Genomic DNA, 25,695 nt, shown 5'->3' on the forward strand with positions numbered 1-25,695 from the left:
TGAAAATTAATAATATCAGCGATTGCATTCATTTTTCTTGCACTGGGTATAACTGTCAATTGCAGTTTTTATTTTTTTATATAATTGTGCTTCATGAACCTCTTTAGTAAGAAGGATCATATTTTTAATTGCTTTATCATTGGATATCCCGTGACCAACCACAACGGTACCATTAATTCCAAGAATAGGAGTTCCTCCATAATTCTCATAATTGAACCGATCAATAAAATCACCTTTAAATCCTTTTTTCACGAACAAACGATACATCGATTCGGTATGTTTCAGTATAATATTTCCCGTAAACCCATCGCAAACGATAACATCCACTTTATCTTTGAAGAGATCGCGTGCTTCTATATTCCCAATAAAATTAAAATCTTTGGTATCTTTCATCAGTTTAAAAGCAGATTGTGCAAGTAAGTTGCCTTTTTCTGCTTCTTCTCCAATATTTAAAAGTCCTACTTTTGGATTGTGAATATTGTATACATATTGTGCATAAAGAGAACCTAAAATTCCGAATTGGTATAACATATCGGGTTTGCAATCGGAATTGACCCCTGAATCAAGCATGATCCCAATACCTTTTTCTTCTTTAGGTATCATGGTAGAAATACAAGGACGGATAATTCCTTTAATCGGTTCCGTGCTATATATTGAACCAACAAGCATAGCGCCTGAATTCCCGGCTCCCGCAAAAGCATCAATTTTTTGCTTTTTCAGCATTTCAAACCCAAGTGCAATACTTGATAATGGTTTTTGTGAAAATGCTTTAGTGGGATGTTCCCCCATTTCTATTACATCGGAAGCATGGAAAATATCAAAGTCAGCAGCATTGACTTTTCTTTCAGCAAGCGCTGATAGGATGGTTTTTTCATTACCAAAAAGACAAATACGTACATCCTTAGGCAATTCTTTGAGGGCTAAAATAGCGCCGTCTATAGTTGCCTGAGGGGCGAAATCGCCGCCCATAATATCAATCCCGATTTTCATCCGGTAATGATTTAATTATGCAGTAGCTTCTTTTTTCTCGATGGCGAGTTTGCCTTTATAGTAGCCGCATTCGCTGCATACTCTGTGATACAGAACAGCTGCGCCACAGTTTGAACAAACAACTGTAGTAGGAACAACTGCTTTATCATGCGTTCTTCTTTTGTCTCTTCTTGTCTTCGAGTGTTTATGTTTCGGATTTGGCATAACACGTAATATTTAATTAAATTTTATTTTTTTCAACGATTCCCATCGGGGATCAATTTCTGTTTTAATATTCTCTTTACTCTTATGTTCTTCTAGCTTTTTTAAAACATCTTTATTGCAACCACTTTTCCCTTTTTTATTTTCGGGATGTGTTCTTTTTGAAGGTAAAGCCAGGTGGATGAATTCGTAAATATATTGCGCTGCATTGATTGAATGTTCAGACTCAGAAATCGAAATGATTTCATCTGTTTCCTCCTTGGTATCATTACTTATTTTTACTATCAACCGGTTTTCGGTATCGATATCCAAATCGAAATCATCCAAACACCTGTCGCATATAAGTTTTACCGTTCCTGTGATTTTAAAATTCAGAATAAACATACGAGGCTGTTTATTCAACTCAACAAGCACATTTAATTTTCCATGCTTTACTTCAGATTCTTCAAAATGATCAAAGAACTTTTCATTAATATCGAATTTAAAATCATACATTCCTGGTTTTAAACTCGCAAATTGAATTGCAAATTGTTTTAACAAGCTCAAAACAAACGTTTTTAAATAAGAGCGGCAAAGGTAATATTTCTATTTGAATAAAAAAAATGTATTTTTCTTTATTCAAAGGAATAGATTTCTCTTATTTAAAAGCTTTTTCAAGAAGCGCACTTCCATTAATTTCCAATTCTTTAAAATATGTTGGTGTTTCTCGTCCCATCAATTTATCAACATACATTTTACCCAGGTATTGACCCAACATAAATCCCTGACCTCTAAGCCCTAAGAATAGTCCAAGATGGGTATCTATGATCATTCTTGGTTCGGTGTAATATCCCGACCACAATGCCTGGAATCCGACAGCTGAAATTTCGGGAATCCAATCGGTAAATATTTCGGACACAATTTCTATAAAGTTTTCGGAATTGTATTTTAAATCTTTACCTGTTTCACCCGGTTCAATTTGTGGGGAAGCACAACCAATGATTTGACCTGTATCAGCAAGCTGCTGACCGTAAACAGCAATAAATCCCTTGTATTTTCTTCTGTCGATCAACATATCCAAAGAACTTCCGTTTAATCCCAGCATAGGCAACCTTCTTGTAATAAATGCCTGGTGTTTAACCGGGTAAAGTCCTGTTTCGATACCTAATTTTTTTGCAAACTTATCGCCATTTCCTCCCAATGCATTAATGAATATTTCGGTGCGATACTCGATATATTCGTTTTCGTTGGTCTTGACAATAATTTTATAAACAGAATCTTTTTTCTCAACATCAATTAATTCACAGTTTTCAAGGAGTGTTCCTCCTTTGCTAATCGCAATCTGGCGTAAAGCTTCGATTACCTTACCCGGTGTAGCCTGCCAGCAATCGCCGGTTTTTAGAGCAGCAAGATATTTTGAGTTAGAAGCATTATAATAAGGAGAGATTTCTGTACGGAACTGATTTGGTTTTAGCATAACTCCTTTCTGCCATGCTAAAGAATCTTCCAGTGTTTTCAGCATTTCCTCATCATGAGCAAAAGTGATATAATTTGTTAATCGAAAATCTATTTCGTGATTTTTGCTGAGGTTTTTAAATAATTCCAAATTATGCCTTGAGATATCTGTAAGTTCAGGAAGGCTGAACTGTGGGCGTCCTCCGGCAATATTACGCCATGATGAGCCAAACCCAAAATTAATCAATACAGGGGCTTTCCCTTCTTCTGCAAGATATCTGAACAATGAACTTCCCCCAATACCTCCACCTGCAACAAATGATTTTACTTCTACTACTTTAGGTTTCTGATTATGAATATTGGTAATTACCTTTTCATGTTTATTGGTTGGATAAAGTTCTCCAATCGTGATCTGATTAGATAAAGGAGCACGTGGAGTTGGGTGACCGATAAGAGTAACGCCTTTTGGTCTTAATAATAATCGCAAACGAAGAAGACATCTTTTCCCGCGGCATGGACCCATTCCCAAATGAGTAGTATGTTTTATTTCTTCAATGGAAATGTATTTTCTGTCACCGATCACTTTCATCACATCAGCCAAAGTAACATCATCACAATGGCACATGTAAATTTCATCATCGGTTTTTTCTTTATGCGATTTGAGATTAAGTTTTTCAGGATAATTTTCCTTAACAACAAATCCGCGAACCTTAACCAATTCTTCTTTCGGAATTCCTTGTGATTTTACACGTGCAATGTTAGTAAGGTTTTTCTTCTTTAAAATTTTATCGATTTTTCCTTCACCTATTTTATTTGCGTAATTGTCAACAAGGAAAACATCAGAACCTTCTTTAACATCCAATTCAACAGGAAGGAAAAGGGTTTCTTTGTTTAAGTTGTATCCAAAAATTGCTAACCCCGGGCATTGATAAACGCAATCCATACATCCGATACATTTTTCAAAGTCAATCTGAGGAACAGTGCTTGTAGAAGATTTGGTAATAGCTCCGTGTGGACAGGCGAATGCACAGGGGTTGCATGAAAAGCCATACAGACAATCAATTTGTACGAATGGTTTTTCCATTCTTTCTTTTGAGGGCATATATGGTTCTTCGATTATTTTTTCAGGATGCTGTTGCGAATCGAAATATTCTTTTGAAACGGTTAAGTATGCTTCATAATTATAATTCTTACTCATGGTATCAAGAATTTCGTAGGCAACCTGTTTGCCCCTGAGTACGGCACTTGTGCCTTCGCCAATGCGGATCGCATCACCTGCGCCGAAGCATTTTCTTCCGAACATTTCACGACCCTTTATCAATAGGTCGTTGTCGGGGATCAACCCGGTACAAATATTTATAGCATCAATTCCTTCGATTATTTTCTCAGTACCCGGAACCGGTTTGAAATTCTTTGCTTCAACAATTACAGCCCCGGTAATACCGTCATGATTTTTGTTTGGAATAGCTTCAATAATCAAATGTGAAAGAATAACAGGAATGCCTAATCTTCTTACCCTGTTTGCCTGTACAGGGAATCCACCTTCGTGCGGTAATGCTTCAACTATGGCTTTAACCTTAGCACCTGCCTGGGTTAGCTGGTAACTGGTAAGGTAACCAATGTTTCCTGCACCCACAGTAAGAATATTTTTCCCGAGTAAGGTCAGCTCGGTATTCATCATTTTCTGAATAACGGCAGCGGTGTAAACGCCCGGTAGATCATCGTTGTGGAAGCTTGGAAGGAATGGAACAGCTCCTGCAGCTACCACAAAATATTCACAGTCGATATAGAATATTTCCTGTGTTTTCATATTTTTCACTGCGATGCGGTTATTCTCGAAAATATCCCAAACCGTACAGTCAAGGAATATTCCGGTATGGTCATCACCGGCAAGAATTTTTGCGATCTCGAATCCTCTCATACCACCATATTTCTTTTCTTTCTCAAAGAAAAAGAATTGATGTGTTTGCATATTGAACTGTCCGCCAATTTTAGCATTGCTGTCGACAACAATATTTGAAACTTTGGATTCATTAAGTATTTCACGACAAGCTAAACCTGCTGGTCCGGCACCAATAATTACAACAGAGGTTTTATAAACTTTTAATGCATCTTTTGATAAATAGTCGGTAGGCTTAGGAACATAGCCATTTGGAATTTCCTCAACGGTTTTTACTTCATCACATGTTGTGATGCAGATCCTTTTAATCTTTCCATCAACAAGCATTTCGCAGGCGCCGCATTTTCCAATGCCGCATTCAAGACTTCTTTCCCTGTTGGCAAGACTGTGAGAGTGAATGGGAAAACCAGCCTGGTGTAAAGCAGCTGCAATGGTAAATCCTTTTTCTCCAATAATTTCTTTTCCATTATATTGAAAAACATGTTTCTCATGTTGTTCGATTGAAATAATGGGATGTTTTTCTATCTTATGCATGATTATAAAAATTTATTCCTATTAAGGGAATAGTTCTGTAAATAAATCTAATTATATGATAAACCCTTTATTTTCGCATATTCCGCGAGTTGTTTATCAAATAACAACTGCAAAATTATACGTTTTTTAATTCGCTGAATGATTTTTACAGATTATTTTTTTATCAATAGTTCGGTAATTTTTTAGTATTTTTTGGGCTAAAGCCCAATTTTATTGAGTTTTAATAGCCCCGACCTTAAGGTCGGGGCTATTACGAAACCCACAATTATCAAGGACTTTAGTCCTTAAATAAAAAAATTACCGAACTGTTATTTTATGAAATGCAAATATTATTACTTTGCTATAAATCGGAATTACCAGCAATTCATTTCGCCGGCATTTATTTAAGCAGCAGGTAATGCGTAAATCCCTTTAATTACAATGGTTTTATCGGTTTTTGAATTTTTTCAGAACGTATTACCGGAACTGTTTCAAAAACGCAATTACTTTTGAAAATAGAATTAACCTCTTTTAAAAAGCGCTTTAATGATTAATCCAGCCATTTTAGGATTTTCCTTTAGTCGCCTGGTGCAATATGCAAACCATTTGATTCCGAAAGGAACATAAACGCGCATGGTATGACCCTTGTCGGTTATGGATTTTCTGAGATCGGGAGTAACGCCAAGAAGCATTTGGAATTCGTACATATTTTTTGGCACATTATATTTTTCGATTAGCTTATATGCTCCGTCAACTAAAGGTTTATCGTGGGTAGCGATACCAACATAGATTTTATTTTTAAACATAAACTCAAGATCTTCAAGATAATGCTGGTTTATTTCTTCATAATGTTTAAAAGCCAATTCTTTTGGTTCATTATAAATTCCTTTGCAAAGCCTGAAATTCAAAGGAATTTCGGGAGTGTTAACATCTAAAAGATTGGTAACATCTGATAATGTTCTTTTCAGATAAGCCTGAACAACCAGACCAACATTCTTTGGAAATTCCTTTTTCAGTTTTCTAAATAATTCAATTTCTATATCGGTACATTGTGTGTCTTCCATATCAACTCTGACAAAGTTATCATATTCGGCTGCTTTTTTTACAACTTCACGAATATGTTTATAACAAACTTCTTTATCAATTAAAAGTCCGAACATTGTAGGTTTTAATGAATAATTCCCATCAATTTTATTCTTCTGTATCGTTTCTATTACTTCAAGATATTCATTTTTGTTTTGTTCAGCTTCATCAAGGTTCTTAATAAATTCGCCGAGTATATCTATCGTTATTTTTATGCCCTGTGCGTTTAAGTCTTTACAATAGCCGATAGCTTCATTGAGAGTTTTCCCTGCTACATATCTTTTTGAGAACACCCATACAAACTGCTGGGGCATGTAAGGAAGCATTGCTGCAATCATTTTGTTGAACATAGTTTTTCAGATTAATGATATAATAAATAGGTTTCTTTTTAATATATTAAATGAATAATATATTTTTGGCAAATTTATATATTATTCGATTCGCTGATTATATTTTTAATGAAAAGAAAATATTATTTTATTTGCTATTCATTAAGAGGATTAACAACTCATTTCCCCGGCATTTTTTAATGCGGCAAGTAATGCATAAGCTCCTTTAATAACAATGGTTTTATCGGTTTTAGAAATTTTTTCAGGAAGGGTTACCTGGGTAAATCCACCTGCGCTTGTTCCTTTTGTGATTTCTACCATCAGGAAATCATTGACTGTTTTACCTTCTTCATTTCTTTTTCCTTTTGAAATGAAAATATAATCTTTATCATCAAACGAAACAATAGCATCGGTAGGAAGCGCATCAACCAACTCTTCACCGGTTTCAACCTGTGCCGATACATACATTCCGGCAATCAAATCTTTAGCATCGCCATCAACTGTTGCGTATACTTTAACGGTTTTATCATCATTGATTGCTTTACCTACGCGGTAAACGGTGGCTTTGTAAGAAATGTCGTTATTGTTGGTGGTTTTGAATTCGATATCCTGTCCTTCTTTTATTTTTTCCAGATCTTTCTCGAACATGGTCAGTTCCAGTGTAAGCTTATCGTTGTTGATAATTTCAAAAACAATATCTGTTGCTTCAACATATTTTCCCACATTCACATTTACGGTTTTAATATATCCGTTTATAGGGGAAACTAAATTTACCGAACTTGTAATTTTGTCATCTTTCAGTTGACCAACTGAAATACCAATAAGGGCAAGCTTTTGCTCATATGCATTTACTTTTGCTTTTAATGTTTTATATTCTGAAAGTGACTGCTGGTAAGTTTTAGCTGAATTTACATTTCCTTCATAAAGTTCTTTCTGGCGCTGGTATTCGGTTTCAGAATATTCGAGCTGGCTTTTACTTTCAAGGTAGTTTTGCTGAAGTTCAATAAATTCGGGATTTTCAATAACTGCAAGTACCTGACCTTTTTTTACGGGACTGCCTTGCAACAGGTCGGTGCTTTTGATATATCCGCCCAATGGTGCTGAAACTGTAACCAGGTTTTGTGGCGGAACATTAATAATTCCGCTGAGTTTTAAAACGCTTCCGATATTTTTTTGTTCTACATTTCCCAGTTCTATCCCGGCAAGTTTGTATTGCTCTTCGTTCATTTCACAAGTGTTTTCGGGAAGTGTTTCACTTTCTTCTTCACTTTTTTTACTGCCATTTCCACATGCAGTGGCAAACAGAATTCCAAAAAGCATAATGGCAATTATATTATTTTTCATAAAATTGATTTTTATAAATTTTTATTATTTGATTTTTCCGATAAATTCATCAATTGCGATAACTGTGAAATTGAAGTCAAGCAACGATTCCAGATAATTGCTTCTGATTTCAATAGCTCTGTCAAGGCTTTGAACATATTCAACATAATCAATATTCCCGGCTTTATAACTTTTATTTGCTGAAGAAATAATTAATTCAGACTGAGCTAAAGCTTTTGTTTCGTAGTAATCGAGATTTGTTTTGTATTTCGAATACTCCTGCAACAACGAAGCATACTCGTTTTGCGCTATCCTGATATTATTTTCAAAATTCTGCTCTGCAATTTCCTTATTTATTTTAGCTGCCTGAATTTTTGATTTCTCAGAATTAAAAAACAGGGGAATCGTTATACCTGCTGAAATGCCCGTGAACCGGTCGTTTTCAGAGAGGTCTTTATTAGATTGATTAAAATATCCTACTGTAAAATCGGGTAGCATTGCTGAGGCTTCCGTTTTAGCTTCATACGTTGAAATATCGATTTGCTGTTTCGAAATCCCAAGCGAAGGGTTTTCCATAATAACAGAACTGTCAGATTGAATAACGTATGGAAGCTTTACCAATTCCGAATCGGAAATTTCTATTGCTGTGGTTTGATTCAGCAACGATGCCAGTTTTTTCTTATAGATTTCAATATCTGCCAGAATATTTTTTTGATGGGTATTGATTTCCATTAATTGTGTTTCTGCTGTTATTTTTTCTAATTGTGATGATTCGCCTGTTTTATTTTTTAAATCGGCTGCTTTTTGAAAATTGCGGTACAAACTATCCTGGAATTTCAATAGTTTCAGCGTTGAATAACAAAAAGCAAGTTCAAAATAATTACGTTTTACATCGGCAACAATTTTTGATTTGGAAAGAAGCAAATTGTATTCTGAACTTTTAACAGTTGCTTGTGCCATTTTGTTTTTATAAACATAAACCGTTGGAAATTGAACAGACTGCGAAACATTGATGTTGTTATCTTTTACGAAAGAATTGGATTGTCCGTATGTATAATCAACAGAAGTTTTGTCAATATTCCATGAAGCGGATTTTAATTTTTTATTCATATCCACATTCATTTCAGCCGCATTGATTTCGCCGTTTTTTTCAAGAGCTTTGTTAATTGCTTTTTCAAGAGTATATGTTTCTGTATTTACATTCTGTGCATTGGTTATTGAAGGTAATGCAATACAAAGCAAAGCAATAATAACTCCTAATGCAGGGTTAATAGTTGATTTGGCATTCTTTTTATTTTTTCGCGTAAACAAAACATACAGTACGGGAAGGATGATAAGAGTAAGAATAGTTGATGAAATAAGACCGCCAATTACAACTGAAGCCAGTGGTTTTTGGACCTCAGCTCCGGCAGAATTTGAAAGGGCCATAGGCAAAAACCCAAATGAAGCCACAATAGCCGTCATTATTACCGGGCGCAAACGGATACGTATTCCTTTTCGAACGCGTTCATAAATATCAGAAATGCCTTCGTCTTTTTCCAGTCGGTTGAATTCGGCTACAAGAACAATTCCGTTCAAAACAGCAACCCCGAAGAGTGCGATGAATCCTACACCGGCAGAGATACTGAAATTCATATCACGTAAATATAAAGCAACAATCCCGCCGATTGCCGAGAAAGGAACAGCTGTATATATAAGTAATGTTTGCTTGAAGGAATGGAATGTAAAAAAAAGCAAAATAAAAATAAGAAGCAGTACAACCGGAACGGCAATAAACAAGCGTTCTTTGGCTTCAACTAAATTTTCGAATTGACCGCCATAATCAAAATAATATCCTGCGGGAAGTTTTACTTTTTTATCTAGCTTGTTGCGAACTTCATCAACTACAGATTGCACATCTCTTCCGCGAACATTGAAACCAACATTGATTCTTCTTTTGGTGCTTTCGCGTGAAACCTGCGCTGTACCATTTTTTAAGGTAACGTCAGCAACCTGATCGAGTGTAATCTGATTTCCATTTTTCAGCGGGATGTAAATATTTTTTATAAAGTCGATATCCTGACGATAATCTTTGTCATACCTGACAACCAAATCGAAACGTTTTTCTTCATCGTAAACAACACCTGCAATATTGCCGGCAAATGCGGTTTTCAGCAAATTGTTCACATCTGAAATATTCAATCCGTAATGAGCTAATTTCTTACGATTGTAAATAACCTGTACTTGTCCGGAACCGGTAACTTTCTCTACACTGATGTCGGTTACACCTTCAACCGGAGTAATTAGTTTTTCTACTTGTTCTGCTTTTTCTGCAAGAACATCAAGGTTGTCGCCAAATATTTTTACCGCCACATCCTGTTTTGCACCTGACATGAATTCATTGAAACGCATTTGTATCGGTTGTTGAAATTCGAACTTTACTCCGGCAAGTACCGATAATTCCTTTTGCATTTTTTCAATCATTTCTTCGCGGGTTTCAGCGCTTGTCCATTCTTTTTTATTTTTCATTACAATAATGTAATCACCGGTTTCCATAGGTGTGGGGTCGGTTGGAATTTCGCCTGCTCCTATTTTACATACCGCATGTTTTACTTCGGGAAATTTCGACATCAAAATTTTGTTAGCTTTTTCAACTGCTTCGATCGTATGTGAAAGCGAGCCTCCCTGAAGTGTGATTACTCCGGCAGCCAAATCGCCTTCTTCAAGATTCGGAATAAATTCGCCACCCAGTGTATTGAATAATAAAATACTTCCGGCAAATAACATAACAGAAGCCAATACTACTGATACTTTGTGTTTGAGAGAAAAATTAAGAAGCGGACTAATAATTTTTAAAAATCCCGACATTATTTTATCAGAAATATTTTTTTTGTATTTCGTTTTTCTGCTCAGGAAAAGACATGAAGCAACGGGAACATAAGTAAGCGAAAGTATGATTGCTCCGAGTATTGCAAAACTTACTGTTTGTGCCATAGGGCGAAACATTTTTCCTTCAATTCCTACCAATGCGAGTATAGGAAGATAAACAATAAGAATTATGATCTGCCCGAAAGTTGCTGAATTCATCATGCGTTTAGCCGATTCATAAACTTCAATATCCATTTGCCCGGATGTTAATTTTGTGATTCCGACATGATGCGTTTTGCTTTGTGTGATGCGGTGAATAACACTTTCAACAATAATGACGGCACCATCAACAATAAGCCCAAAGTCAATGGCGCCAAGGCTCATCAGGTTTCCCGATACACCAAATAAATTCATCAAGGAAATTGCAAACAACATGGAAAGCGGAATTACCGAAGCAACAACAAGTCCGGCACGTAAATTTCCAAGTAACAAAACCAAAACAAAAATTACAATTAATCCTCCTTCAATTAAATTCTTTGAAACAGTCCCAACAGCGCGGTCGACAAGCTCTGTGCGATCATAGTAAGGTTCTATTTCCAAACCTTCTGGTAATGATTTCTGGATAGTTTCCATTCGTTTTTTCACGTCGGTAACAACTTTTGAAGCGTTCGAACCTTTCAGCATCATTACTACTCCGCCAACGGCTTCTCCTGTTGTATCAACTACAAAAGCACCATAGCGCGGCGCATGACCCATCTGGACTTTTGAAACATCACTGATTAAAATAGGTATTCCATCATTATTATTTTTTACAACTATATTCCCGACATCTTCAAGTGAATTAACCAAGCCGATTCCGCGAATGAAATATGCTGTAGGATTTTTTTCAATGTAAGCACTTCCGGTGTTTTGATTATTACATTCAAGGGCAGAAAAGATCTCATCAAGCGTAACACCCATTGCACGCAGCTTATCGGGGTTCACGGCAACTTCATATTGCTGAAGGAAACCTCCGTAGCTGTTAACATCGGCAACACCGGGTGTACCAAGTAATTCGCGGCGAACAATCCAATCCTGGATAGTACGTAATGACATGGCATCATACTTTTTCTCATAACCCGGTTTAATATGAAGTGTATATTGATAAATTTCTCCTAACCCCGACGAAATAGGCGCCATTTGCGGGGTTGTGAGTCCTGCCGGAATTAACTCTTCGGCTTCGTTAAGCCGTTCTGAAATTTGCTGACGTGCCCAGTAAATGTCTGTATTGTCTTTAAACACGACAGTTACAACCGATAAGCCAAGTCTTGAAATTGAACGCAATTCAATAACGTGGGGAATATTTGCTACCGAAACTTCTACAGGTGCCGAAATAAATTGTTCTACTTCATTTGCAGCCAGTGTAGGAGCAATGGAAATGATCTGAACCTGGTTGTTGGTAATGTCAGGAACCGCATCAATGGGCAATTCTCTTAAAGAGAATATTCCCCACAATATCAAGAAAAAAACAAATAATCCAATAAGTATTTTATTCTTGATAGAAAAATTAATGATTTTATCTATCATCTGATTAATATTTTAATAATGAAATAATACAGGAATGACAAAGCATTTAAGCTTTGCTTTAAAAAAAATGAAATAAAAAATCAATCAGATTTTAGGCGGTTGCCAGATTTGATAATAGATTTCAGGAATTGAGTGTTCAACGTATTCTGTAATAATTTCTTTTGATAATGTTGATATTTGATGAAATTCAAAAGAGAGTGAAACAACAGTATTCACCTGGCAGCAGTTACAAAAACAGAATGGCGAACAATGATGACAGCAATTTTCATCATGATGCTCATTGCACGATTTACTATCTTTTATTTTCTGAACCGAAAATGCTTCATGGTCACCATTGTCTTTACAGGGATAAAAACAAAGAGAAGAAATATATATAGCAAGTATCAGATGTAACCATTTCATCAAAGCAAAAATATAAAATAATTTTAAAGGTTGAAATTAATTAAGAAAAATTTAAGAAATTATACTCGTTCTAAACAGTTTTGCCTTTGCAAAACTGTTTAGAACGAGTTATACCGTACAGAGAACAAAAAATATTTTGCAAAACTCTTTTCTGTCGGTATAATTATTATCTACTAAGTCTGTAGAGTTAATATTTTTTATATATTTGTTCTTCTAAAAAAATCATTAAAATGAAAAATTCAATCACAATTTTATTTGCTGTTATCATTTTTGCTGCATCTTCATGCGGAACTTCTTCTGAAAAAAAAGAAAATAAAACAAACATTTCTGATTTAAAAGGCAACATAAGTATTTCCGGTGCTTTTGCACTTTACCCGCTTGCACAAAAATGGGCCGATGAATTTTGCAAATTAAATCCTAATGTAAAAATTGATGTTTCAGCCGGTGGTGCAGGTAAAGGAATGACTGATGCTTTGTCAGGATTGGTAAGCCTTGGCATGGTTTCAAGAGAAATATCAAAAGAGGAAATTGATAAAGGAGCATGGTTTATTCCCGTTACAAAAGATGCGGTTGTTCCTATTGTCAACGTTAATAATCCTGTACTTCAGCAATTATTGAACAAAGGATTAGATAAAGAAACATTAAAAAAAATATTTTTGACAGGTAGTGTTACCGATTGGGGCGCTGCTATAAAAAATGGGAAAATTAAAGGAAAGATAAATGTTTACACTCGTTCCGATGCTTGCGGTGCCGCTGATGTGTGGGCAAAATATTTAGGAAAAAAACAGGAAGATATAATAGGTACTGCAGTTTCGGGAGACCCCGGAATTACAGAAGCAGTAAAGAATGATAAACTGGGAATAGGCTATAATAATATTGGTTATGCTTACGATGCTACTTCAAAGTATGTAGTTTCAGGTATTAAAATTTTGCCGATTGATTTTAACGGAAACGGAATGATTGATGATAAGGAATATTTTTATCAGCATAAAGATAGTATTGTAAGAGCCATTAAAGACGGGCGTTTCCCGTCACCCCCCGCACGCGATTTATATTTTGTTTGTAAAGATCAGCCGAAAGATAAAGTTGTTGTTGAATTTTTGAAATGGGTGCTTACTGACGGGCAAAAATATGTTTCAGATGCCGGCTATATAAATCTATCAGAAGAAAAAATTAATACAGCACTTGGTAGATTGAAATAATAAATTTATTCAGTATTACTTATTAATTCGTGAAAGTTTATTTCACGAATTATTTTATCCCACTTGCATAATTGTTTTTTATGAGAAACAGAAAAAAATATAATTTGATTCTGGATTCAGTTGCAGGAAAAACAATGTTGTTGCTTTCGTTATCTTTAATTTTACTTTTATTTTTAATTATCATAGGTCTTTCAATAAAATCATTTCCCGTTTTAAAAAATCATTCTTTTTTTGAAATGATTTTTTCATCTGAATGGAAACCGTTGAAAGGTAAATTCGGAATGCTGCCATTTATCTCAGGTACAGCCTGGGTTACGATGATTTCTGTAATAATTGCAGTACCTGCATGTATACTTACATCAATTTATTTTTCAGAATATGCAAAGAAAAAATTACGCAATACAATTAATCCGGTAATTGATATTCTGGCAGGAATCCCTTCTGTAGTGTATGGTGTATGGGGAATTGTTTTTATCGTTCCTTTAATAAAAGAATATGTTGCGCCAATTTTTGGCATTTCCTCAACAGGATATACCGTGTTTACCGGTGGACTGGTTCTTGCGTTAATGATAGTCCCTGTGATCATTCATGTGTTGAATGAAGTGTTCAATGCTGTGCCGCATGAGTTGCGCGAAGCCTCATTATCACTGGGTGCTACAAAATGGCAAACCATAAAATTTGTTGTCGTAAAAAAAGCATTACCCGGAATAATAGCGGCAATAATATTAGGTGTGTCGCGAGCATTTGGTGAAACAATGGCAGTTTTAATGGTTGTTGGAAATGTGATAAAAATTCCGCATTCCATATTTGACGCGGGTTATCCTTTGCCTGCATTGATAGCAAATAATTATGGTGAAATGATGTCGATACCCATGTATGATTCAGCATTAATGTTTTCGGCATTGATACTACTTGTGATAGTAATAATTTTCAATGTGTTTTCGCGCATAGCTATTATGCGTGTTGAAAGAATAATAGGAGCATGATATGAAATTGAAATTATTAGAAGAGAAAATTTTTGTATGGTTAATGAAAGCATCAATGTTTATCATTGCCGGTGGACTTTTTCTCATAATCATAACTGTTTTATATAAAGGATTACCGGCCCTTTCATGGGATATGATTTTAAAAACTCCTAAAGGAGGATATTACCTTGGAAAAGAAGGAGGGATATTAAATGCAATACTTGGTTCATTATATCTTGCTGCGGGTTCAACCATTTTAGCATTATTGATAAGTTTACCTGTTGTAATTTATATGAATGTTTATTCCAAGAAAAATTCTTATTTCGTAAATACATTACGGTTGTGTTTTGATGTGATGTGGGGAATTCCTTCTATTGTTTACGGTGCATTCGGATTTATCATCATGATTTTTTTTGGGTTGAAAACTTCATTGTTAGCAGCAATAATAATTATAACTATTGTTATTCTTCCGGTTGTTATTCGTTCGGTTGATGAAGTGATGAAGATGATTTCAGAAGGATTATTTGAAGCATCATATTCATTAGGTGCAACAAAATTTCAGACTGCAAGAAGCGTAATTATAAAACAGGCAATGCCCGGAATAATAACAGCGGCATTAATTGCTTTTGGCCGTGCAATAGGCGATGCAGCGGCTGTATTATTCACCGCAGGTTATACAGATTATATTCCTACATCATTATATCAATCAGTTGCAACATTGCCGCTCGCTATATTTTTTCAATTGGGAACTCCTTTTCCCGAAGTTCAGCAAAGAGCTTATGCATCGGCATTGTTACTGGTTATTATCATTTTAGTTATAAGTATATTATCACGATTTTTTACAAGCAAATTAAAAAAATACAGGATCAGTTAGAAATGGATTTTATACCACATATCAGTGTCAGAGACCTTAATGTTTATTATGGGAATAATCATGTTTTAAAAAATATCAACCTTGATATTCCTGAAAAAAAAATAACTGCGATTATAGGTCCTTCCGGTTGCGGGAAAACCACTCTACTAAGATGTTTCAATCGTTTAATTGATAATGCTGATGATGTAAGAATTTCCGGAAAAGTTTTGGTTGATAATGAAAATATCTTTGATTCGAATATTGAAATTACAAGCATAAGAAAAAAAATGGGTTTGCTTTCACAGCGTCCATTTCCTTTACCTATGTCGGTTTACGATAATGTTGCGTATGGCCCGCGCATTCACGGAATTAAAAATAAAAAAGAATTGAATTTAATAGTTGAACATTATTTAAAGGAAGCAAGTTTGTGGGAAGAAGTAAAAGACCGTTTGAAAATGCCGGCTTCAAGATTATCTATAGGTCAGCAACAGCGATTATGTCTGGCGAGAGGTTTGGCTGTTGAACCGGAAATTATTCTGGGCGATGAACCAACGTCAGCACTTGATCCGCAATCGAGCCAACACATTGAAAAAAAATTTCAGGAATTAAAAGATAAGTACACTATTGTTTTTGTTACTCACATACTCCGACAGGCAAAGCGAATAGCCGATTATATTATTTTCATTCATATGGGGGAAGTAATTGAATGTGGCCCTGCTCATGAAATACTTGAGAATCCTAAAGAACAGAAGACAAAAGATTACGTTTCGGGAGTAATCAGCTAAGTAGATTTTATAAAAAAATCAAGATTGTTAAAAAAAATTTTCAATTTATCTAAAACGATTTAGTATTTTATTTATATTTGCCGTGATTTTTGTTCCAAAGCCTGAAAATAGTATAAAGTTGAAGAATGAGATTGAAAAGTGAGTGAAATTGAAAAAATGGTAAAAGTGAAAAGAGATATGAGAAAAAATTTAAAATTGTTTTTATTCTTCACCTTATTAATAAATATATTTTTTATTCATCAAAGTTTTGCACAGGAGTTAACTGTTTCAGGAATTATTACTGATAAAAACGATGGAACGCCAATGATTGGTGTTACTGTAAAAATCAATAATACAACCAATGGAACAATTAGTGATGCCAATGGAAAATATTCAATAAAAATTTCTAACCCTAATGATACATTAGTATTCTCATTCATCAGTTACAATACATTGATTATTCCGGTTAATGGGCAAAGCCAGTTAAATGCAGTTATGAGTTCGTCAGTAACTCAGTTGTCGGGCATGGTAGTTACGGCTTTAGGAATTGAGCGTGAAAAAAAATCACTTGGGTATTCAGTTACCGAAGTAAAAGGTGATATGCTGCAAACGGCAAAGGATGTAAGTATGATCAATCAGCTTTCAGGAAAAGTAGCTGGGCTGGATGTCGCATCAGCAAATGGAGGAGCGGCATCGTCGAGTAAAATTGTTTTACGCGGAAATAAATCTTTTACAAATAATAATCAGGCATTGATTGTTGTTGACGGTGTCCCAATAGATAATTCAACTGTTAGCAATGCAGGTGATAAATGGGGCGGACGTGATTATGGCAGCGGAATTTCTGATATCAATCCCGATGATATAGAAAGTATATCTGTTTTGAAAGGTGCAAGTGCATCGGCTCTCTACGGCTCCCGTGCTGCAAATGGCGTAATTTTAATTACAACAAAAAAAGGAAAAGCATCGAAAAAAATTCAGATAAGTTTTAATTCCAATACATCATTTGATACACCTTATATATTATGGGATATACAGAATACTTATGGTGCAGGACGCAATGGAAAATTTGAAGGTCCGTGGATAATTAATAGTAATGGTATTCCTGTTTTTGATGCAACGAATGCTTCGTCTTACGGAAGCTGGGGACCTAAGATGGAAGGACAGGAAATCATTGACTGGGACGGAAAACAAAAATCTTTTTCATCACAACCTGATAACTATAAAGATTATTTTCAAACAGGAATGACTTTGAATAACTCTGTCTCATTAAGTGGAGGAAAGAAAAATTCAACATGCCGTTTAACGCTTGCTGATTTGAAAAACACAGATATTGTCCCAAATGTATCAGTGAAAAGAACAAACATAAGTTTGAATGCAGGAACAAAAATTCACAAAAGAGTTACATTGAATGTTTTTGGCTCATACGTTCGCCAGGCTTATGATAACCGTCTTGGATTGTCGGATGCACATAATAATGCGAACAGGAATTATATTATGATGCCTCGTAATGTGAGCAATGAATCGTTAGAAAATAATTTGATGAACACTGATGGAAAAGAGCAGACATGGTATATGAACTGGGCATGGATGACAAACCCTTTTTGGAATGAAGAATATGAATTGAATAATGATACAAAAAACAGATTCTTCGGAAACACTTCATTAACGATAGATTTAGATACTAACCTTTCATTAATAATAAGAACTGCACCCGATCATTCATTACAGAAATTCTGGAGTCGTGATGCATATAATGGTTTAATAAGTTCGTTGGGGTCCTATAGTGAGAAAGAAATTCAGTGCGATGAGTACAATACAGATTTTTTACTGAGCTATAAAAAAGAATGGGAAATATTTTCATTCACTGCTAATGCCGGTGGAAACGCGATGTATGACAAATCAAAACAAAATACTGCGGAAACAAAAGGTGGTTTAAATGAACCCTATATTTATACTATTGAAAATAGTTTGAATACTCCAAAGTATCGTTCGTTATTATATGAGAAAGCAATCAACTCGTTATATTTTTCAGGTCAGCTAGCATATCATAATTTTTTGTTTTTAGATGTAACAGCACGTAATGATTGGTCATCGACATTACCAAAAGGAAACAATTCTTATTTCTATCCTTCATTCAGTTCGGGTTTTGTTTTTTCTGATCTGATGAATTTATCTAAGAAAGCAGAGAAAATATTTTCATATGGAAAGATAAGAGCTTCATGGGCAGCGGTTGGTAACGATACCGACCCCTATCGTTTAAATAAAACTTATTACGTTGACAGCACTGATACCTACGGAACAATTGCAAATGTTACAACCGTCATTCCTCCTGAAAATCTGAAACCTGAAAAATTAGTTTCAAAAGAAATTGGAACAGACATGCGATTCTTCTTCGACAGGATTGGTTTGGATTTTAGTTATTATAAAACAAATTCGTTTAACCAGATTGTTCAGATTGATGTTTCTCCTGCTTCGGGTTCAAACTATGCATTGATAAATGCCGGGAATATTGAAAATAAAGGCATAGAGCTGCAACTTAACGGTAAGCCTGTAGATGAAAATAATTTTTCGTGGAACTTTATTTTGAATTACACAAAAAATAAATCGGAAGTAATTGAGCTTGCAGAAGGCGTTGATAACTTACAATTGATGGAACATTGGGGGCTTAGCATTGAAGCGCGTCCCGGACATCCATACGGTGATATCGTTGGTTATGCAATAAAACGTGATGCGAATGGAAATAAATTAATTAATGAAAATGGAATGTACCTGAGGTCAGATACCACGCAGGTTTTAGGAAATATCAATCCAAAATTTAAATTATCGATGACCAATTCATTTACATGGAAAAATTTCACATTATCTTTTTTAATCGATGCAAGAATAGGCGGTGAAATGTTTGCCGGTACTGATATGTATGGATATGGTTATGCCGGAAATTTTTCAGAAACATTGGAAGGTCGTGATGCATGGTATGCTTCGGAAGAAGCCCGTGAAGCAGCAGGAATTTCTGTCGATGATTGGAAAGCAACCGGAGGTTATATGGCTGATGGTGTTTATCAAACAGGAACAATTTTGTTGAATGGAGAAAATAATCCTGAATCAATTTCTGAACATCCCGGATATTATACAAGTGGAGGATATGTATACGATCAATCGCATAATGTAGTAGGGACTGACCTTTCAGGAATTTCTAATCAAACTTTTGTTAACCCCGAAAAATATTGGAGTCAGTTTTCTGATTGGACAAACGAAATTCATGAACCTTTTGTGTATGATGCAAGCTATGTAAAATTGCGAGAGTTAACATTTACTTATAAACTTCCCGATAAATGGTTCAACAAAATACAAATGAAAAATTTTTATGTTTCAGTTTATGGAAGAAACTTATGGCTGATGTATAGTAAAGTTCCGAATGTTGACCCTGAAACTTTTCATGACAGCAGCAGCGGACAGGGATATGAATTATATTCTTATCCTGTTAGAAGAAGTATTGGTTTTAATTTAAAATTTGATTTTTAATATTCAGTGAAATATGAAGTCAATTAAAAATAAAAGTTTCGGAATATTAGTATTGATAATGCTTTTCATTGTATCGGGTTGTAAAAAAGATTTGACAGATTTGAATGTTAACCCGAATGAGCCGATAACAACCAGTCCTGAATATTTGTTTCGTTATGCATTAAAACAAGGTATTTGCAGTTACAACTCAAATGTAAATCTTGAACAGTGGGGATTAATGAACTGGATGATGTATTTTGCTTCAAGAGGCGGAGTGGAACAGGGAAAGGAGTATGTTGTACCTTCAGGAAAAGATGCATTCTGGCAGGAACAATACGCCGATGCATTAAGCAATATAAATGAAGTGTGTCTGATGACAAACGGAAAACCAGAATACGCGAATCAGTATGCGGCAGCAAGTATCTGGAGGGTTTTTCTTTTTCATCGCTTAACTGATTTGTGGGGCGAGATACCGTATTCAGAGGCATTGCAGGGATTATCGAATTTGAATTACACTCCAGTATATGATAAACAGGAATTAATTTATCTGAACATGCTGAATGAATTAAAGAATGATGAAGAGATGCTCGATCCTTCAAAATCTTTTTTTGATGCTTCAGCAGATTTAATTTGCAAAGGAAATATTTCGCGATGGAAAATGTTTGCAAACGCGCTCAGGTTAAGGCTTGCAACACGCATCAAAGACAGGCTGCCTTCAACTTACGCTTCGGTGGTTTTAGATTTATCAACAAAAATCATGATATCTTCAAATGAAGAATCAATATTATTTCCGTTTAACTCAGAAAAAAAGAATCCTGTTTACGAAGCAAGTTTTACAGGTCAGGCAGTGGTTCAAAATAATCCTTCAAAGTTTTTGGTTGACATGCTTGTGAATACAAATGATCCGAGAACTTCAATTCTTTTGGATAAATCTCCCATGTCAGTATTGCCCTGGATCCCGCCATACAAAGGAGTTCCCAATCTTTTACTCACGACAGATTCAGCATGGAGTAATTATAATCTTGATGGAAACTGGGGTGATATATCAAGAGTTGGAAAATGGTTTCTGCGTAATGAAACACCCGGTGTGATTATCAGTTATTCTGAAGTTTGTTTTTTAAAAGCAGAGGCAGCATTGAATGGCAGTTTGCAGGGAAGCGCTCAACAATTTTTTGAAGATGGAGTAAGAGCGAATATTCATTTTTATGAAGTATACGGCGATTCAACATACAGTGTTTCCGATCAAACAATCGACACGTATATTCAGTCATTGGCGCCGGTAAGCATGGAGCAGATTATAAATCAGAAATGGATTTCATTTGCTTTCTCGAATGGTTATGAAGCTTATGCAGAATATCGTCGTACTGCTTTTCCGAAATTAAAAAAATACGATGGCTCTGAAATTAGCGAGAATGATTTACCCAAAAGAATGATTTATCCGAATTCGGAATCCACATTAAACAGGGAACATTACCTGGAAGCAGTTTCGAGTCAGGGTGCAGACAATGAATTTACGCCTATCTGGTGGGATATGTATTAAAAATTAAAATTCAAAATAATATCAAAATGAAAATAGTTAATAAAATAATTTTTATAGCAATACTAAGCATAACGGGGCAAAGCGGGTTTTCGCAAACAACTTCTGCCGGAAAAAGTTTTTATGTAGATTATGCGCAATGGTGCACTTTAGGTTATCCCGGAATTTATATCAATTGTGGAAATGATAATGCATTCAATCCCGGAACACAGCTAACCATGGAGGTTTGGGCAAGGGCATACACTTTTGGTGAGAACAGAAAGATTATGGGTAAACTCGATAACCAATTTAATAATGGTTATGTTTTAGGTTTCGAAAATCTTGATGTGTATTCCGAAATTTTCAATCCCGATCATCAGGAAATTCCTCGTACCGGCCCGGGCTCAATGCCACAGGATTCAGCATGGATACACATTGCAACAACTTATGATGCAAATGGAAAAATGACCAATTATATCAACGGGGTGAATATTAGCGAAATAGATGTTTTCCCTCAAACTGCAATAGTTTCAAATACCAGTCCATTTATAATTGGGTTGGCTCCGTGGGATATTCTATCTTATGAATTTACAGGAAACCTTGATGAAATAAGGGTTTGGAATGTTGCCAAAACAGCACAGGAAATAAAAGATGGTATGTTTCATCAATTAAAAGGAAATGAAACAGGATTAATTGCATATTATAATTTTGATGAAGATGTGGATTCAATTGTTCATGATAATGGGTTGAACCATTTGAATGGAATTTTACATAACTCAACAAGCACCTGCTTTTCGTGGGCTGATTCATATGCCCCGGTAGGTGACTCTATAATGGCAGAACAGTTTGATATCAATGCTTCGTGGTATGGAAAAAATGCCGATCAATATACTTATGCAGTCACACAAAACGGGTTATCGTTGATTACTTCGATAGGAGAAAAAGAATTTTCAAAATATGTAGTGTTTGGTCACAATAACGAGGCTGGTGTTACTGCATTGGATGCACCGGTTAATGCACCGCCTGATTTCAAGCGATTGTCAAGGGTTTGGTATGTGAACAAAGGAGGTGAGTTTGGTTCGCAGGTGGTTTTTAATTTACTGGATGCGGCTTCCGGTGGTACCATGCTGACTTCGGGTGGTGCAGATTCGTTATATACATTACTTGTTAGAGATGATACTTCAGGAATTTTTCAGCCTTTAATGTGTGCGTCACAAGTTATGGGAAATACAATTTTGTTCAATGATGTAAATCTGCAAGAAAAATATTATACTTTATGTTATACAAGCGAAAAGCTTATTGGTACCGGTATTAATGATGATATAGAGATAAAATATTTTGCAAAAATTTTCCCCAATCCGGCTCATAACAATTTGTTTTTGGAATTGCCGGAGAAAGCAGAAATCAGTATCAGCGATTTATCGGGTAGATTATTAAAAAATTATTTTGAAGAAAAAGGAATTAATAAAATTGATATAAGTGAATTTTCAAAAGGAATCTATGTTTTGGGAATTCAATATAAATCACAAATAGAAAAAAGAAAAATCAGCATTCAATAAAAAATAAAATTATAAAACACAAAATCTCAAACCATGAAAAAAATATTTTTTATTCTTATTGCGATTATAGCAGGCATAGTTCAAACACCCGTGTTTTCACAGAATTTCGGGCTTGACCTTGATGGCACGAATGATAAAATTGGTGTTACCGATGCCACATCACTAAATCCAACAACCGCATTAACTCTTGAAGTATGGATAAATGCAGATACCTGGAAAAGCAGTGTATGGGCAGGAACAATTATCGGCAAACAATCAACAAGCCCCGACTGTGGATATTGCTTAACAGCTGGAGAAGGAGGCAAAGCCGAATTCACAATTGCAATAGGAAATGTTTGGCAGAAGGTTACAACGCCGGCTGTGATGGGCTTAAACGCATGGTATCATATTGCCGGAGTATATGATGGTTCAATTATGAAAATTTATATTAATGGAGAACTACAGGCAAGCTTGAATGTAACTGGTGCAATGAATCCTTCGACCGGAAAGATTTTAGATTTTGGAGAGAACCCTACATGGACAGGTCGTTTATTTGATGGCACACTCGATGAAATCAGGATATGGAATGTTGCACGATCACAGGCTCAAATACAGGCATCGATGGCAAGTGAATTAACAGGAACAGAATCCGGCTTGGTTGGTTACTGGAAAATGAATGAAGGTACCGGAACAACAGCTAATGATGCAACATCGAATTTAAATAAAGGGACATTATTAAATATGGATCCGGCTACAGATTGGGTTCCCGGGTTCGTTGTTACAACCTGCGATGTTGGTGTGATAGGTATTGCAAAGCCATCGATATTCGGCACAGGTTTTACCAGCACTGAAAAAATTGCAATTGAAGTGAAAAATTATTCCACATCACCAATAAGCACTTTTCAGGCAACATATAAATTAAATAATAATACGCCGGTTACTGAGACTGTGAATGCCACTATTCCTGCATTCGGAACATATATTTATACGTTTACGAATACAACAAATCTTGCCGGACAATCTGCATGTACTGTAAAAGCTTATGTTTCGGCAACATCAGATAATAATCATACCAACGATACAATACAACAATCGATTACTCAGGCACTGGAAAATATAATATTTAATGGCGTTCAACATAATTTTGGTTCGGCAGGACAAACAAATATTAAAACAGTTTACATGCCCGAATCATTTGATAATTACAGTAAAATATTATTGGAGGTAAGTTTACGATGTCCTACCGGTGGTTGCGATCCATGGGATCAGGCAGCACAGATAAAATTATTGAAAAATAATACTGAGTGGGAATTGGCAAGATACATTACTCCTTTCGGAATTGCTTGCGGAAACTGGGAATTTGATATTACCGATTTCAAATCGTTACTCTCTGGAAAAATTCAGTTGCAGTCTTTTGTTCAGGTTTGGGGTGCATCCGGATGGCTTGTTGACATTACTTTAAAACTGGTTCAGGGAACACCGGATTATAAATATGTAAAAGTTGATAAACTTTGGAACACGGATTATCTGGTTTATGGCGACCCTGCAATATCGTATGATTTAACAGATACCTCTATTTATATTGAACCTAATACGGAGAAAGCTGTAATCAGGTTGACCACTACCGGACATGGTCAGGGCAATACAAATAATGCTGCTGAATTTATGAATGCAACTCATTCAATTAAAGTAGATGGTACAGAAACTTTTTCACAGAATTTATGGAAAGCGGATTGTTCCAGTAATAGTTGCTCAAATCAAAGCGGTACATGGCAATATGCAAGAGCAGGCTGGTGTCCGGGACAGGATGTTCAACCTGATTTTTTTGATTTGCAAAATCATTTTACTCCCGGAGTGCCGATTAGTCTTGATTATGTTTTGCAATCGTATACAAATTCATTAAATACCGGATACGACAATAGCTCACACACCGAGCCATTTTTAAGAATACATGGTTATTTGATAACATATAGCGCTACTCCTTTAATAACGGATGCTGAAATTTCAAATCAAAAAACTGATGTTCTTGTTTATCCAAATCCTGCGAATGATAACATATTCATTAATGTTAAATCAGGGATTAGCGGAAAAACAAATATTGGTTTATATGATGTAATCGGGAAATGCTTTATTTCTGAAGAGCTTGATAATGCTGATAAATCATGGCATACAGAAATGGATGTACATAAGATACCTGCAGGAATATATTTACTGAAGATTGCATCACAAGAAAATGTAATTGTTAAAAAAGTTATTATTCAATAGGAATGGTTTTTTAAAAAACGTTGAATAATTTGTTAAATTAATTTGTGCGAGCCACTTATTTAAGCGGCTCGCACGTTATTAGAAATAAAGAATATTGTATATAAAATATTGAGTGATATTTTTATTAGCAATTGTAATCTTTAGATGTATTTATAAAATTTTTTATAATTCCGATTTTTTAATAACTTTGCAAACCAATAATATTAAACCTCTCCGTAGCTCAGCTGGTAGAGCAATTGACTCTTAATCAATGGGTCACAGGTTCGAATCCTGTCGGGGAGACAAATAAATGTCAAATTGATGATGTCAAATTGGAAATGTCGAATGAATAACTAAATTTTTACATTTTATATGAAACATCTGCAATTTGACATTTATTATAATCGAGAGGGTAGTGTTCTTTCAATAAAAAAATTAAAAACAATAATCGGGGTGTAGCGCAGTTGGCTAGCGTACCACGTTCGGGACGTGGGGGTCGGAGGTTCGAGTCCTCTCACCCCGAC

The 25,695-nt window shown here is 35.3% G+C and carries 16 protein-coding genes and 2 tRNA genes; 10 read left to right on the plus strand and 8 right to left on the minus strand.

Annotated features, from left to right (window positions below):
* Window positions 1-15: 15 nt before the first annotated feature.
* The 8 genes from plsX to PKK00_02305 form a co-directional block, all read right to left on the minus strand.
* The gene (plsX, locus tag PKK00_02270; GenBank protein ID HNW97221.1) at window positions 16-990 is read right to left on the minus strand and encodes a phosphate acyltransferase PlsX; all 975 of its coding nucleotides are present in this window, start codon (window positions 988-990) and stop codon (window positions 16-18) included.
* Window positions 991-1,005: 15 nt separating this feature from the next.
* Entirely contained in the window at window positions 1,006-1,194 is a 189-nt protein-coding gene (rpmF, locus tag PKK00_02275; GenBank protein HNW97222.1) for a 50S ribosomal protein L32, read from the minus strand.
* Between the two features lie 12 nt (window positions 1,195-1,206).
* Entirely contained in the window at window positions 1,207-1,686 is a 480-nt protein-coding gene (locus PKK00_02280; protein ID HNW97223.1) for a DUF177 domain-containing protein, read from the minus strand.
* A gap of 142 nt (window positions 1,687-1,828) precedes the next feature.
* Window positions 1,829-5,059 carry an FAD-dependent oxidoreductase gene (locus PKK00_02285; GenBank protein HNW97224.1) on the minus strand — a complete coding sequence of 1,077 codons (3,231 nt, stop codon included), beginning with the start codon at window positions 5,057-5,059 and terminating at the stop codon, window positions 1,829-1,831.
* A 500-nt stretch (window positions 5,060-5,559) separates the two neighbouring features.
* Window positions 5,560-6,471 carry a proline dehydrogenase family protein gene (locus PKK00_02290; GenBank protein HNW97225.1) on the minus strand — a complete coding sequence of 304 codons (912 nt, stop codon included), beginning with the start codon at window positions 6,469-6,471 and terminating at the stop codon, window positions 5,560-5,562.
* A 150-nt stretch (window positions 6,472-6,621) separates the two neighbouring features.
* Window positions 6,622-7,794, minus strand: coding sequence for an efflux RND transporter periplasmic adaptor subunit (locus PKK00_02295; protein ID HNW97226.1), 1,173 nt, complete (start codon window positions 7,792-7,794; stop codon window positions 6,622-6,624).
* 24 nt (window positions 7,795-7,818) lie between these two features.
* Window positions 7,819-12,186: a CusA/CzcA family heavy metal efflux RND transporter gene (locus tag PKK00_02300; GenBank protein ID HNW97227.1), complete on the minus strand. Its 4,368-nt coding sequence runs from the start codon at window positions 12,184-12,186 to the stop codon at window positions 7,819-7,821.
* An 84-nt stretch (window positions 12,187-12,270) separates the two neighbouring features.
* Window positions 12,271-12,588 carry a hypothetical protein gene (locus tag PKK00_02305; protein HNW97228.1) on the minus strand — a complete coding sequence of 106 codons (318 nt, stop codon included), beginning with the start codon at window positions 12,586-12,588 and terminating at the stop codon, window positions 12,271-12,273.
* Window positions 12,589-12,818: 230 nt separating this feature from the next.
* Between PKK00_02305 and PKK00_02310 the strand changes: the two genes are divergently transcribed.
* The 10 genes from PKK00_02310 (at window position 12,819) to PKK00_02355 (ending at window position 25,694) form a co-directional block, all read left to right on the plus strand.
* Complete coding sequence (locus tag PKK00_02310) at window positions 12,819-13,790, plus strand: extracellular solute-binding protein (protein HNW97229.1); 972 nt, start codon at window positions 12,819-12,821, stop codon at window positions 13,788-13,790.
* 80 nt (window positions 13,791-13,870) lie between these two features.
* The gene (gene pstC / locus PKK00_02315) at window positions 13,871-14,776 is read left to right on the plus strand and encodes a phosphate ABC transporter permease subunit PstC (GenBank protein ID HNW97230.1); all 906 of its coding nucleotides are present in this window, start codon (window positions 13,871-13,873) and stop codon (window positions 14,774-14,776) included.
* Between the two features lies 1 nt (window position 14,777).
* Window positions 14,778-15,629, plus strand: a complete 852-nt coding sequence (gene pstA / locus PKK00_02320) for a phosphate ABC transporter permease PstA (GenBank protein HNW97231.1) — start codon at window positions 14,778-14,780, stop codon at window positions 15,627-15,629.
* Window positions 15,630-15,631: 2 nt separating this feature from the next.
* Window positions 15,632-16,393 (plus strand): phosphate ABC transporter ATP-binding protein PstB, encoded by a 762-nt coding sequence (gene pstB, locus PKK00_02325; protein ID HNW97232.1) that lies wholly within the window; start codon window positions 15,632-15,634, stop codon window positions 16,391-16,393.
* Window positions 16,394-16,570: 177 nt separating this feature from the next.
* Window positions 16,571-19,894, plus strand: a complete 3,324-nt coding sequence (locus PKK00_02330; protein ID HNW97233.1) for a SusC/RagA family TonB-linked outer membrane protein — start codon at window positions 16,571-16,573, stop codon at window positions 19,892-19,894.
* A 13-nt stretch (window positions 19,895-19,907) separates the two neighbouring features.
* The gene (locus PKK00_02335; protein HNW97234.1) at window positions 19,908-21,413 is read left to right on the plus strand and encodes a SusD/RagB family nutrient-binding outer membrane lipoprotein; all 1,506 of its coding nucleotides are present in this window, start codon (window positions 19,908-19,910) and stop codon (window positions 21,411-21,413) included.
* A 26-nt stretch (window positions 21,414-21,439) separates the two neighbouring features.
* A complete protein-coding gene (locus PKK00_02340) occupies window positions 21,440-22,948 on the plus strand; it encodes a T9SS type A sorting domain-containing protein (protein ID HNW97235.1) in 1,509 nt (502 codons plus the stop codon).
* Window positions 22,949-22,981: 33 nt separating this feature from the next.
* Window positions 22,982-25,192 (plus strand): peptide-N-glycosidase F-related protein, encoded by a 2,211-nt coding sequence (locus PKK00_02345; GenBank protein ID HNW97236.1) that lies wholly within the window; start codon window positions 22,982-22,984, stop codon window positions 25,190-25,192.
* Window positions 25,193-25,401: 209 nt separating this feature from the next.
* A tRNA-Lys gene (locus PKK00_02350) sits at window positions 25,402-25,474 on the plus strand.
* 146 nt (window positions 25,475-25,620) lie between these two features.
* A tRNA-Pro gene (locus PKK00_02355) sits at window positions 25,621-25,694 on the plus strand.
* The last annotated feature ends 1 nt before the right edge of the window (window position 25,695 follow it).

The organism is Bacteroidales bacterium (genome assembly GCA_035353855.1).
GTDB lineage: Bacteria > Bacteroidota > Bacteroidia > Bacteroidales > CG2-30-32-10 > DAOQAK01.